The organism is Streptomyces sp. NPDC111516 (genome assembly GCF_055635345.1).
Map to the genome: position 1 here is coordinate 23189 of NZ_JBVKBV010000031.1, position 13103 is coordinate 36291.

The 13103-nt window shown below is 70.7% G+C and carries 9 protein-coding genes; 7 read left to right on the plus strand and 2 right to left on the minus strand.

Annotation, left to right across the window (positions count from 1 at the left end; genetic code table 11):
* The first annotated feature begins 143 nt into the window (after nucleotides 1-143).
* The 5 genes from ACZ7L9_RS34330 to ACZ7L9_RS34350 all read left to right on the plus strand — a co-directional run bounded on the left by ACZ7L9_RS34330 (nucleotide 144) and on the right by ACZ7L9_RS34350 (nucleotide 8342).
* A complete protein-coding gene (locus ACZ7L9_RS34330; RefSeq protein ID WP_471421447.1) occupies nucleotides 144-1643 on the plus strand; it encodes a 3' terminal RNA ribose 2'-O-methyltransferase Hen1 in 1500 nt (499 codons plus the stop codon).
* Complete coding sequence (locus ACZ7L9_RS34335; RefSeq protein ID WP_471421448.1) at nucleotides 1640-4231, plus strand: polynucleotide kinase-phosphatase; 2592 nt, start codon at nucleotides 1640-1642, stop codon at nucleotides 4229-4231. Before ACZ7L9_RS34330 ends, ACZ7L9_RS34335 begins: the two co-directional genes overlap by 4 nt.
* Before the next feature lie 115 nt (nucleotides 4232-4346).
* On the plus strand, nucleotides 4347-5579 hold the full coding sequence (locus ACZ7L9_RS34340) for an arginine deiminase (protein WP_471421449.1): 1233 nt from the start codon (nucleotides 4347-4349) through the stop codon (nucleotides 5577-5579).
* Nucleotides 5580-5687: 108 nt separating this feature from the next.
* Entirely contained in the window at nucleotides 5688-6695 is a 1008-nt protein-coding gene (gene argF, locus ACZ7L9_RS34345) for an ornithine carbamoyltransferase (protein ID WP_471421450.1), read from the plus strand.
* A 207-nt stretch (nucleotides 6696-6902) separates the two neighbouring features.
* On the plus strand, nucleotides 6903-8342 hold the full coding sequence (locus ACZ7L9_RS34350) for an amino acid permease (RefSeq protein ID WP_471421451.1): 1440 nt from the start codon (nucleotides 6903-6905) through the stop codon (nucleotides 8340-8342).
* 2 nt (nucleotides 8343-8344) lie between these two features.
* Here the strand turns inward: ACZ7L9_RS34350 and ACZ7L9_RS34355 are convergent, their stop codons facing one another.
* Complete coding sequence (locus ACZ7L9_RS34355; RefSeq protein WP_471421452.1) at nucleotides 8345-8809, minus strand: ATP-binding protein; 465 nt, start codon at nucleotides 8807-8809, stop codon at nucleotides 8345-8347.
* Nucleotides 8810-9049: 240 nt separating this feature from the next.
* Here ACZ7L9_RS34355 and ACZ7L9_RS34360 point away from each other — a divergent pair, with 240 nt between their 5' ends.
* Both ACZ7L9_RS34360 and ACZ7L9_RS34365 read left to right on the plus strand, forming a co-directional pair.
* On the plus strand, nucleotides 9050-9877 hold the full coding sequence (locus tag ACZ7L9_RS34360) for an enoyl-CoA hydratase family protein (RefSeq protein WP_471421453.1): 828 nt from the start codon (nucleotides 9050-9052) through the stop codon (nucleotides 9875-9877).
* A gap of 76 nt (nucleotides 9878-9953) precedes the next feature.
* On the plus strand, nucleotides 9954-12275 hold the full coding sequence (locus ACZ7L9_RS34365) for a bifunctional salicylyl-CoA 5-hydroxylase/oxidoreductase (protein WP_471421454.1): 2322 nt from the start codon (nucleotides 9954-9956) through the stop codon (nucleotides 12273-12275).
* Here ACZ7L9_RS34365 and ACZ7L9_RS34370 read toward each other — a convergent pair.
* The gene (locus ACZ7L9_RS34370; RefSeq protein ID WP_471421455.1) at nucleotides 12262-13098 is read right to left on the minus strand and encodes a GNAT family N-acetyltransferase; all 837 of its coding nucleotides are present in this window, start codon (nucleotides 13096-13098) and stop codon (nucleotides 12262-12264) included. The genes ACZ7L9_RS34365 and ACZ7L9_RS34370 overlap by 14 nt on opposite strands.
* Nucleotides 13099-13103 lie beyond the last annotated feature (5 nt).

A 13103-nucleotide genomic window follows, 5' to 3' on the forward strand; every position in this document is an offset into this window, starting at 1 on the left:
GAGACTCCCAGGAGGTCCGGGGAGTCTCGGGGCCAGGAAGTCCCAGGACGGCGAACGGCTGCGAAGGGAGGGCGGGGCAACGGCGTCCGGACACCGGTAAATACGCTGGTGGGGCGCGTGCGAGCCGGACCATACTCGGATGTGTGTTCCTGACAATCAGCACGACCGGCAATCCGGAACGTCCCGCTACCGACCTCGGCTTCCTGCTGCACAAGCACCCCGAGAAGGCGCAGGCGTTCTCCACCTCCCATGGCACCGCGCATGTCTTCTATCCCGAGGCATCCGCCGAGCTCTGCACCGCGGCGCTCCTGCTGGAGGTGGATCCCGTGGCGCTGGTGCGGCGCGGCAAGGGCAAGGGCCGGGGCGGTGCCCCCGACGCGGCGCTCGCGCAGTATGTCAACGACCGCCCGTACGTGGCGTCCTCGCTGCTTTCCGTCGCGATGAGCACCGTCTTCAAGTCCGCGCTGAACGGGGCGTGCCGCGCGCTGCCCGAACGGGTACAAGCCCCGCTTCCACTGCGCATCGAGGTACCCGCACTGCCGGCGCGTGGCGGCGCGGAACTGGTACGCAAGCTCTTCGGGCCGCTCGGCTGGACGAGCGTGGACGCCATGGCCGTACCTCTGGACGAGCAGTTCCCGGAGTGGGGTGACTCGCGGTACGTCCGGCTGGCGCTGGAGGGCGAGTTGCGCCTGGCGGACGCGTTGCGGCAGTTGTACGTCCTGCTGCCGGTGCTCGACGACGCCAAGCACTACTGGGTCGCGCCGGACGAGGTGGACAAGCTGTTGCGGGCCGGTGACGGCTGGCTGGCCGCCCACCCCGAGCAGAAGCTGATCACCAGCCGCTATCTGTCCCGGCGTCGGGGACTGACCCGGGAGGCGATGCAGCGGCTGGAACTGGTACGGCTCGCCGAGTCGGACGACCTCGATGTCGAGAGCATCGACAACGCGGTGGACGAGACGACCGACACCGAGGAGAAGCCGGTGCCGCTCGCCGAGCAGCGGCGCACCGCGATCATCGACGCGCTGCGCGCCGCCGGGGCCGGCCGGGTCCTCGACCTCGGCTGCGGGCAGGGCCAGTTGGTGCAGGCGTTGCTCAAGGACGTGGGCTTCACGGAGATCGTCGGCGTCGATGTCTCCATGCGCGCCCTCACCATCGCCTCGCGACGGCTGAAGCCGGACCGGATGGGGGAGCGGCAGGCCGGACGTGTCACGCTGCAGCAGGGCTCTCTCACGTACACGGACAAGAGGCTCAAGGGGTATGACGCGGCCGTGCTGAGCGAGGTCATCGAGCACCTCGACCTGCCGAGGCTGCCCGCGCTGGAGTACGCGGTGTTCGGTTCGGCCCGTCCGCGGACCGTGCTCGTGACGACACCGAACGTCGAGTACAACGTCCGCTGGGAGACCCTCCCGGCCGGGCATGTGCGCCACGGCGACCACCGGTTCGAATGGACCAGGGCCGAGTTCCGCGCCTGGGCCGGTGAGGTGGCACAGCGGCACGGCTACGAGGTCCGCTTCGTCCCCGTGGGGCCCGAGGACCCCGAGGTCGGCCCACCCACACAGATGGCCGTGTTCACGATGACCGCACCCGATGAGACCGCGAAGCAGAACAGGAACGAGACCGTGAAGGAGGCGAAAGCCGCATGACCAGTACCTCGCGCACCCTGCCGGTGACCGACCTCTCCCTCGTGGTTCTCGTCGGAGCCAGCGGTTCCGGCAAGTCCACCTTCGCCCGCAAGCACTTCAAGCCCACGGAGATCATCTCCTCGGACTTCTGCCGCGGCCTGGTCGCCGACGACGAGAACGACCAGAGCGCCAGCCGAGACGCCTTCGACATCCTCCACTACATCGCGGGCAAGCGGCTCGCAGCCGGGCGGCTGACCGTCGTGGACGCCACCAGCGTCCAGCCCGAGAGCCGCAAGCAGCTGGTCCAACTGGCCAGGAGCCACGACGTACTGCCCATCGCGATCGTCCTCGACCTGCCCGAGGAGGTCTGCGTCGCGCGCAACGCGGCCCGCCCCGACCGCGCCGACATGCCGCGCCACGTCATCCAGCGCCACCGCCGCGAACTGCGCCGCTCGTTGCGCGGACTGGAGCGCGAGGGCTTCCGTAAGGTGCACATCCTGCGCACCGAGGAGGAGGCGGAGCACGCCGAAGTGGTGCTGGAGCGCCGCTACAACGACCTGCGCCACCTCAACGGCCCCTTCGACATCATCGGCGACATCCACGGCTGCCGTTCCGAGCTGGAGACCCTGCTCGGCGAGCTCGGCTACGTCGACGGCGCGCACCCCGAGGGGCGCACTGCGGTCTTCGTCGGCGACCTCGTGGACCGCGGTCCCGACAGCCCCGGGGTGCTGCGCCGCGTCATGTCCATGGTGTCGGCGGGCAACGCCCTGTGCGTACCCGGCAACCACGAGAACAAGCTCGGTCGCTACCTCAAGGGCCGCAAGGTCCAGCACACCCATGGACTCGCCGAGACCATCGAGCAGTTGGACCGGGAGGACGAGAGGGACCCGGCCTTCCGCGAGCAGGTGCGGGAGTTCATCGACGGGCTCGTCAGCCACTACGTGCTCGACGGGGGCAAACTCGTCGTCTGCCACGCCGGACTGCCCGAGAAGTACCACGGGCGCACCTCCGGCCGGGTCCGCTCGCACGCGCTGTACGGGGAGACCACCGGCGAGACCGACGAGTTCGGCCTGCCCGTGCGCTACCCGTGGGCGGAGGAATACCGGGGCCGGGCCGCCGTGGTCTACGGCCACACCCCGGTGCCCAACACCTCCTGGGTCAACAACACCATCTGCCTGGACACCGGTGCGGTCTTCGGCGGGAAGATGACCGCGCTGCGCTGGCCGGAGCGCGAACTCGTCGACGTACCGGCCGAGAAGGTCTGGTACGAGCCGGTCAAGCCGCTGACCACCGAGGCACCCGGGGGCCGGGAGGGCCGGCCGCTGGACCTCGCCGATGTGCACGGGCGCCGGATCGTGGAGACCCGGCACATGGGGCGCATCTCGGTCCGGGAGGAGAACGCCGCGGCGGCGCTCGAAGTCATGAGCCGGTTCGCCGTCGACCCCCGGCTGCTCGGCTACCTCCCGCCGACCATGGCGCCCACCGCCACCTCGCACGAGGACGGCTACCTGGAGCACCCGGCCGAGGCCTTCGCCCAGTACCGGGCGGACGGTGTCACGCAGGTCGTGTGCGAGGAGAAGCACATGGGCTCGCGCGCGGTTGCACTGGTCTGCCGGGACGTGAACGCCGCCCGCGAGCGGTTCGGCGTGGGCGACCCCGTCGGCGCCTCCGACACCTCCGACACCTCCGGCGGTGAGGGAGGTCCGACCGGGGCGTTGTACACCCGCACCGGGCGGCCGTTCCTCGACGACGTCGCCCTCACCGAGGTGATCCTCGGCAGGCTGCGCACCGCCGTCACCGCCGCCGGACTCTGGGAGGAGTGGGACACCGACTGGGTGCTGCTCGACGCCGAGCTGATGCCGTGGTCCCTCAAGGCGGCCGGGCTGCTGCGCACGCAGTACGCCGCGGTCGGCGCCGCATCCGGAGCCGTCCTCCCGGAGGCCGAGGCGGCCCTCGCGGCGGCGGCGGCCCGTGGGGTGGACGTGGGCACGCTCGCGGACCGCCAGCGGGAACGGGCCGAGGACGCGGCCGCGTTCACGGAGGCGTACCGCCGCTACTGCTGGAGCACCCAGGGCCTGGACGGAGTGCGGCTCGCCCCGTTCCAGATCCTTGCCGTGCAGGGCCGCTCGCTGGCCTCCGTACCGCACGACGAGCAGCTGGCCTGGCTCGACCGCCTGGTCGAGCACGACCCGACGGGGCTGCTCCAGGTCACCCGCCGGCTCGTCGTCGACACCGGTGACGAGGCATCGGTGCGCTCCGGCGTCGACTGGTGGCTGGAGATGACCGGACGCGGCGGCGAAGGCATGGTCGTCAAGCCGCTCGCCGCGCTCGTACGGGACGGGAAGGGAAGACTGGTCCAGCCGGGCATCAAGGTGCGCGGCCGGGAGTACCTCCGGATCATCTACGGCCCCGAGTACACCCGCCCGGAGAACCTGGAACGGCTGCGCGGCCGGTTCCTCGGCCACAAGCGGTCGTTGGCGCTCCGGGAGTACGCGCTGGGGCTCGAAGCACTGGACCGGCTGGCCGACGGGGAGCCGCTGTGGCGGGTGCACGAGGCGGTGTTCGCGGTGCTGGCCCTGGAGTCGGAACCGGTCGACCCGAGGCTGTAGAAGGGGGCGGCAGCGGGATTTCCGTGAGTTCAACGATGAGATCAGAGTGGGATACACGGGAAACCCGCTGGCGATTCACCGGGCGAACGGCGCTCCGCACGGTGAGGATGGAGACATGGGATTCCACGTCGACTCCGAGGCCGGGCGGCTGCGCCGCGTCATCCTGCACCGCCCCGATCTGGAACTGAAGAGACTCACCCCCGGCAATAAGGACGCGCTCCTGTTCGACGACGTGCTCTGGGTGCGCCGCGCCCGCCAGGAGCACGACGGCTTCGCGGACGTGCTGCGCGACCGCGGGGTGGAGGTGCACCTCTTCGGCGATCTGCTCCGCGAGGCGCTGGACATTCCCGTGGCCAGGCGGCTCGTCCTGGACCGGGTCTTCGAGGAGAAGGAGTACGGCCCGCTCGCCACCGAGCATCTGCGGGCCGCCTTCGAGGAGTTGCCCAGCGCCGAACTGGCCGAGGCGCTGGTGGGCGGGATGACCAAGCGGGAGTTCCTGGACCGGCACAGCGAGCCGACCTCCGTCCGCTTCCATGTCATGGACCTGGACGACTTCCTGCTCGGCCCGCTGCCCAACCATCTCTTCACCCGGGACACCTCGGCCTGGATATACGACGGCGTGTCCATCAACGCGATGCGCTGGCCGGCCCGGCAGCGCGAGACCGTCCACTTCGAGGCGATCTACCGCCACCACCCGCTCTTCACCGGTCCCGAGGCGGGCGTCTTCCACCACTGGTCGGAGGGGCAGGACGACTACCCGTCCACCATCGAGGGCGGCGACGTACTGGTCATCGGCCACGGCGCCGTACTCATAGGGATGAGCGAGCGCACCACCCCGCAGGCGGTGGAGATGCTGGCCCGCGGGCTGTTCGACGCCGGTTCGGCGCACACGATCGTGGCGCTCGACATGCCCAAGCTCCGGGCGTTCATGCACCTCGACACGGTCATGACGATGATTGACGGCGACACCTTCACCAAGTACGCGGGGCTGGGCATGCTTCGCTCCTACACCATCGAGCCCGGTGACGGGCCGAGGGATCTGAAGGTCACCGACCATCCGCCCGAGCACATGCACGACGCGATCGCGCACGCCCTGGGCCTGGACTCGATCCGGGTTCTCACGGCCACCCAGGATGTGCACGCCGCGCAGCGCGAGCAGTGGGACGACGGCTGCAACGTGCTGGCCGTCGAGCCGGGTGTCGTCGTCGCGTACGAGCGCAATGCCACCACCAACACCTACCTGCGCAAGGAGGGCATCGAGGTCGTAGAGATCCGCGGCAGCGAACTGGGCCGGGGCCGGGGCGGCCCCCGCTGCATGAGCTGCCCGGTGGTGCGCGACCCGGTGTAGTGGCGTGCGCGCCCGGACCTGAGGGGGGTCATCGTATAGCAATGCATTGTGTCGTATAGACTTCCAAGGTCAGCAAGAGCGATCCTCGCCCTACCCAGGAGCAGTCCCATGGCCATAGACCTCACAGGCCGCCACTTCCTCAAGGAGCTGGACTTCACGGCCGAGGAGTTCCGTGGCCTGATCGACCTCGCGGCGGAGCTCAAGGCCGCCAAGAAGTCGGGGACCGAAGTGCAGCGGCTGCGCGGCAAGAACATCGCGCTCATCTTCGAGAAGACCTCGACCCGCACCCGCTGCGCCTTCGAGGTGGCCGCCGCCGACCAGGGTGCGTCCACGACGTACCTCGACCCCACCGGCTCGCAGATCGGGCACAAGGAGTCGGTGAAGGACACGGCCCGCGTCCTCGGCCGGATGTACGACGGCATCGAGTACCGGGGTGACAGCCAGGCAGCCGTCGAAGAGCTGGCCGCCCACGCCGGCGTTCCGGTCTTCAACGGGCTCACCGACGACTGGCACCCGACCCAGACGCTCGCCGACGTCCTCACCATGACCGAGCACAGCGAGAAGCCGCTGGAGCGCATCGCCTTCGCCTACCTCGGCGACGCCCGCTTCAACATGGGCAACTCCTACCTCGTCACCGGCGCGCTGCTGGGCATGGACGTGCGGATCGTCGCACCGAAGTCGTACTGGCCGGCCCAGGAGATCGTCGCCGAGGCCCGCACGCTGGCCGAGGCGAGCGGCGCGACGGTCACTCTCACCGAGGACGTCACCGAGGGCGTCCGGGGCGCGGACTTCGTCGCCACCGATGTCTGGGTCTCCATGGGCGAGCCCAAGGAGGTCTGGGGTGAGCGTATCGAGGCCCTCGCGCCGTACGCCGTGACCATGGACGTCCTGCGCGCCACCGGCAACGCCGACGTGAAGTTCCTGCACTGCCTCCCGGCCTACCACGACCTCGATACCAGGATCGGCCGGGAGATCGAGGCCGCCCACGGGCTGACGGAGCTGGAAGTCACCGACGAGGTCTTCGAGTCCGCGCACTCGGTCGTCTTCGACGAGGCCGAGAACCGGATGCACACGATCAAGGCCGTTCTGGTGGCAACCCTGGCGGCCGCGCACTGAGCACTGCATGGACATGCACCCAATTGGGTGAACATGCGCGAGGGCGACTATCATGTTGCCTCCTGGTGGGGTTCGAGCTCGCACGCTCGAACCCCATTTTCGTGCGGCCCACGCTGCCGAGTCCTGAGCCTGAGCCCGGAGCCGCAGCCCCCCACAGGCCCCGGGCGCACATCCCCCACATGCCTCACCAGAGAAGAGACCGTCCCCGTGAGTCCGCTGCGCCCACCGAGCCCCACGCGCCCGTCCGGGCCACGCATCAAGAACCCGCACCAGCTGATCGCCGAGTCCGGCGCCGACCTGGAGGGGCACGGCCTCAAGCGCTCCATGGGCCTCTTCCAGCTGGTGTGCTTCGGTGTCGGCGCCATCGTCGGCACCGGCATCTTCGTCGGCCTCTCCGACAGCGTCGCCGAGGCCGGCCCCGCCGTCGTGCTGTCCTTCGTGCTCGCGGCGATCACCTGCATCTTCACCGCGTTCTCCTTCGCGGAGCTGGGCAGCGCGATCCCGGTCTCCGGCAGCTCGTACTCCTTCGCCTACGCGACGCTCGGCGAGCGCATCGCGTTCCTCGTCGGCTGGTGTCTGCTGCTGGAGTACGGCGTCTCGGTCTCCGCGGTCGCCGTCGGCTGGAGCCAGTACGTCAATGAGTTGCTGAGCAGCCTGTTCGGTCTGCAGCTGCCCGCCGCACTCTCTGCAGGGCCCGGTGACGGCGGAGTGATCAATCTGCCCGCCGTCCTGGTGATCATGATGGCCGCCACCCTGCTGGTGCGCGGCGTCCGGGAGAGCGCGGGGGCCACCGCCGCGATGGCGATCCTCAAGATCACCATCCTGATCATGTTCTGCGTCATCGCCTTCACGGCCTTCGAGCACGGGAACCTCACGCCGTTCATCGCTCACGGAGCGGGCGGGGTCACCGCCGGTGCGTCGCTGGCGTTCTTCTCGTACATCGGCTTCGACGCCATCACCACCGCGGGCGAAGAGGTCAAGAACCCGCGGCGGAACATCCCGATCGCGATCATGATCTGCATCGGCCTGGTCACGCTGCTCTACTGCGCCGTGGCGCTCGCCGCCATCGGGGCCCTCGGCCCGAAGGCCGTGGCCGACCGGCCGGCCGCGCTCTCGATCGTCGTCGACCAGGTCACCCACTCGAACGTCGGCGGCGGGATCATCGCCTTCGGCGCGGTCGTCGCGATCGCGTCCGTCGTGCTCGCGGTGATGTACGGGCAGACCCGCATCCTGATGTCGATGTCCCGCGACGGCCTGATCCCCCGGGTCTTCGAGCGGGTCTCGCCGCGGACGGCGACGCCGGTCGCCAACACCTGGATCGTGGCGGTGGTCTTCGCGGTTCCGGCGGCCTTCTCCTCGCTCGATGTGGTGGTGAACCTGACGACCATCGGCGCACTGGCCACCATGGTCGCGGTGAACATCTCGGTGATCGTGCTGCGTCGCCGCAACCCTGAGGTGACGGGCTCGTTCCGGGTGCCGCTCTACCCGCTGAGCCCACTCCTGGGTGTTGGCTTCTGCCTCTATCTGATCTACGGGACAGGCTGGGCGACCTGGGTGCAGTTCGCCGTCTTCCTGGCCGTCGGCGCGGCGATCTACGCCTTCTACGGCCGCAGCCGCTCCCGGCTGGCCGCTGCCGACGCGGGGTGAGATCAGGAGGTCCGGGGCGGCGCGGGGGCGGCGGGTAAGTTCTGCGGCGTACGGGACGGCAGAGTGAACCAGACCGCCTTGCCGTGCTCCGTCGTGCGGTGACCGCAGGACGAGCTGAGCGTACGGATCAGCAGCAGCCCCCGGCCGTGCTCCTGCCAGGGGTCCGGCTCGCTGCCGGGCCGCGGATGCGAGAGATCACCCGGCGGGGCGGGGTCGCGGTCGTGCACCTCCACCTGGCAGTGCGTCGGCAGCAGCTCCACCACCAGCTCGATCGGCTCCTCTCCGCGGGTGTGCTCCACCGCGTTGGTGACCAGCTCGGCGGTGAGGAGCTCGGCGGTGTCCGAATCGGCCGGTGCGTCGATCTCCGCCAGCGCCGTACGGATCAGGGCGCGGGCGACCGGTACGGCCACCGTCGAGTGGGGCAGGGCAATCCGCCAGGAGGCAGGGAGGGGGGCATCGGGGGCCACGGCAGGGTTTCCGTTCCGGAGTCGGGTGGACTTTCTGGACGTCAACACTTCTTCGATTCGACCTTTACGAAGTGCGACGAGTTCGGACAAGGGTCTGCCGACCGGCATGAAGGGGACGTTCGGCACTGCTCTCTCACGCTCCGCGTATCGCGTGCCCGTGACGGGAGTCACGCTCGAGTGATAAGTTCGGTTGCAGGTAGTCGCAGGCAGCGGCCCGACGGCTGAAGGGGAGCCCCCTCCATGAGTCCGTTTCCCAGCTCCGCCCCACGTACGGATGACTGGCGTCATCTGCGGCTGACGACGGACGACGGAGTTGCCACCGTCACCCTCGCCCGCCCCGAGAAACTCAACGCGCTCACCTTCGGTGCCTACGCCGATCTGCGCGACCTGCTTGCCGAACTGTCCCGCGAACGCACCGTGCGCGCGCTGGTGCTCGCGGGGGAGGGCCGCGGTTTCTGCTCGGGCGGAGATGTCGACGACATCATCGGCGCGACACTCGCCATGAACACCGCCCAGCTCCTCGATTTCAACCGCATGACCGGGCAGGTGGTGCGGGCCCTTCGTGAAACCCCCTTCCCCGTCATCGCCGCCGTACACGGCGTGGCCGCAGGTGCCGGCGCGGTTCTCGCGCTGGCCGCCGATTTCCGGATCGCGGACCCGTCCGCCCGCTTCGCGTTCCTCTTCACCAAGGTCGGTCTCTCCGGCGGCGACATGGGCGCCGCCTACCTGCTGCCGCGCGTCGTCGGCCTCGGTCACGCCACCCGGCTGCTGATGCTCGGCGAACCGGTCCGCGCGCCCGAAGCGGAACGGATCGGACTGATCAGTGAGCTGACCGAGGAAGGCCAGGCGGATGTGCGCGCGGCGGCGCTCGCCCGCCGCCTCGCCGACGGACCGGCCCTCGCCCTCGCCCAGACCAAGGCACTGCTCACCGCCGAACTCGACATGCCGCTCGCCGCCGCGGTCGAGCTGGACGCCGCGACCCAGGCCCTGCTGATGCACGGCGACGACTACGCCGAATTCCATGCCGCCTTCACCGAGAAGCGGCCACCGAAGTGGCAAGGGCGGTAGCGCGATGCCGCCCGACGCGAGTGCCACCGGCTCGGGAGCATCCGCCGCGGCGGCGCCCGGCGCGATTCCATCCGCCATGACGGCGCCGGCGCCCGGCGCGTATCCCTCCACCACGAAGCCGACCGGCGTGAAACGGATCGCGGTCATCGGCGGCGGACCCGGTGGGCTCTACGCCGCGGCCCTGCTCAAGCGGCTCGATCCGGAACGCGACATCACCGTCTGGGAGCGCAACGCACCCGACGACACCTTCGGCTTCGGCGTCGTCCTCTCCGACGAGACCCTCGGCGGCATCGAGCACGCCGACCCCGTCGTGTACCGGGCGCTCCAGGACGAATTCGTACGGTGGGACGACATCGACATCGTCCACCGCGGTGTGACCCAGACCTCCGGCGGCCACGGCTTCGCGGCGCTGGGCCGGCGCAGGCTCCTGGAGATCCTGCACGACCGCTGCGAGTCCCTCGGCGTACGCCTCCGCTTCCGCACCGTGGCTCCGCCGGCCGCCGAGCTGGCCGCCGCCCACGACCTGGTGATCGCCGCCGACGGGGTGCACAGCCTCACCCGCGCCGCGCACGCCGACACCTTCGGCCCCCGCCTCACCGACCACCGCTGCCGCTACATCTGGCTCGCCGCCGACTTCGCCCTCGACGCCTTCCGCTTCGAGATCGCCGAGACCGCGTACGGGGTGATGCAGCTGCACGGCTACCCCTTCTCGGCCGATGCCTCCACCGTCATCGTCGAGATGCGTGAGGAGGTCTGGCGGGCCGCCGGATTCGACGCCTGCGACGTGGAGCACTCGACCGTGCGCTGCGCCAAGATCTTCACCGAGGCGCTCGGCGGGCGGCCGCTGCGTTCCAACAACTCCTCCTGGCTCACCTTCCGCACCGTCGTCAACGCCCGCTGGTCGCACGGCAACACGGTCCTCATCGGCGATGCCGCCCACACCGCGCACTTCTCCATCGGCTCCGGCACCAAACTCGCCGTCGAGGACGCCCTCGCGCTCGCCGCCTGCATCGAGGAACAGCCCGACCTGCCCGCCGCGCTGTCCGCGTACGAGGCCGAGCGCCGACCGGTCGTCGAATCGACGCAGCGGGCCGCCGCGGCCAGCCTGCGCTGGTTCGAGGAGCTCGGCACCTACGTCGACCAGCCGCCGCGCCAATTCGCCTTCAACCTCCTCACCCGCAGCCGCCGCGTCACCCACGACAACCTGCGGCTGCGGGACACCTCCTTCACCGCCGCCGTCGAGGAGGAGTTCGGCTGTGCCCCGGGCACCCCGCCGATGTTCACCCCGTTGCGGCTGCGCGGCCTCGAACTCCGCAACCGCGTCGTCGTCTCACCCATGGACATGTACTCGGCCGTCGACGGCGTCCCCGGCGACTTCCACCTCGTCCACCTGGGCGCACGCGCACTCGGTGGCGCCGGGCTCGTCATGACGGAGATGGTGTGCGTCAGCGCCGAGGGCCGCATCACCCCCGGCTGCACCGGGCTCTACACCCCCGAACAGGCCGCGGCCTGGACCCGGATCACCGACTTCGTCCACGCGAGCGCCCCCGGCACGGCCATCGGCGTCCAGCTCGGCCACTCCGGACGCAAGGGCTCCACCAAACTCATGTGGGAGGGCATCGACCAGCCCCTCGACCACGGCAACTGGCCGCTCACCGCCGCCTCCCCGATCCCGTACGCCGACGGCGTCAACCAGGTCCCGCACGCCCTGGACCGGGCCGGACTCGACGCCGTACGCGAACAGTTCGCGGCGGCGGCGCGCCGTGCCGATCACTGCGGCTTCGACCTGCTGGAACTCCACTGCGCCCACGGCTACCTGCTCTCCGGCTTCCTCTCGCCGCTCACCAACCGCCGCACCGACCGGTACGGCGGATCGCTGGACAACCGGCTCCGCTTCCCCCTGGAAGTCTTCGACGCGGTCCGCGCCGACTGGCCCGACGACCGGCCCATGACCGTCCGCATCTCCGCCACGGACTGGGCCGAGGGCGGCACGACCGCCGAGGACGCCGTCGAGATCGCCCGTGCCTTCGTGGCCCACGGAGCCGATGCCATCGACGTCTCCACCGGCCAGGTCGTCCCCGACGAGCGCCCCGAGTTCGGCCGTTCCTACCAGACCCCGTACGCCGACCGGATCCGTAACACGCTGTGCGTGCCCGTCATCGCGGTCGGTGCGATCTCCTCCTGGGACGACGTCAATTCACTGCTGCTCGCGGGCCGGGCCGACCTCTGCGCCCTGGCGCGTCCACATCTCTACGACCCGCACTGGACGCTGCATGCGGCGGCCGACCAGGGCTACAGCGGACCGGGCGCGCCCTGGCCGCTCCCGTACCGCGCGGGCAGCCGCACCCCGCCGACGGGCCGCACGGACGCACCGAAGCCGCGGCTCACCCTGGGGTGACGGGCTCCTTTGCCGCGCTGATCAGCAGCCGGTCCGAGACGGCCCGGAAGCCGATGCGCCGGTACACGCCGTTGCTGGTCGGGTTCGCGAGGTCGGTGAAGAGCAGCACCTCCTCCGCGCCCGCTTCCCGGGCCGCCCGGCTGACCTCCGCCGTCACCGCGGCCGCGTACCCCCGGCCACGGTGTTCGGCAGGCGTGTAGACCGGCGCGATCCGCACCGTGCCCGCGATCCGCGGTGAGACGCCCGCCATCGACACCGGGGCGCCGTCCGCCTCCCAGAGCGTCAGCCCGCCGGACGCCGTCCGCTCGTCCACCAGCCGTCCGGCATGCGTGCCGGGCTGGCCGACCTGGTCGGCGAACGCGAGGTGCCAGCCCACCAGCAGTTCCCGGTCGGCGGCGGTGGCGGCCCGGGGCCTCCCCGACGGTGCCGGAGAGGGCGGGACCAGCGTCTCCAGCCGGTAGAGCCGCTGCTCCTGGTCGACCCGGTGGCCCGGCCAGGTGGCGGCCAGCGCCTGGGCGGTGGCCCGCTCCGCGTTGATCCCGGTCAGCGGGAGCGCGGCGGCCAGCGGGGCGACCGCCTCCGGGGCGACGGTCCCCAGCAGCGGCGGATACGGCGGGGTCTGCACCAGCGTCCCCGCGACCTCGCCGTCCGCCCCGCGCCACCAGCCCAGCAGCGGGGCGGAGTCACCGTAGGCGTGCGGGCCGTGGCGGCGCAGGGCCGCGGTGACGCTCAGCACCAGGGTGTTCTCGGCGGGCCGGGCGGCCAGCGAGGCGCCGGCCGCGTCGAGAAATACGTCGACGTCGTCGGTGAAGGTCCAGGTCATGCTTC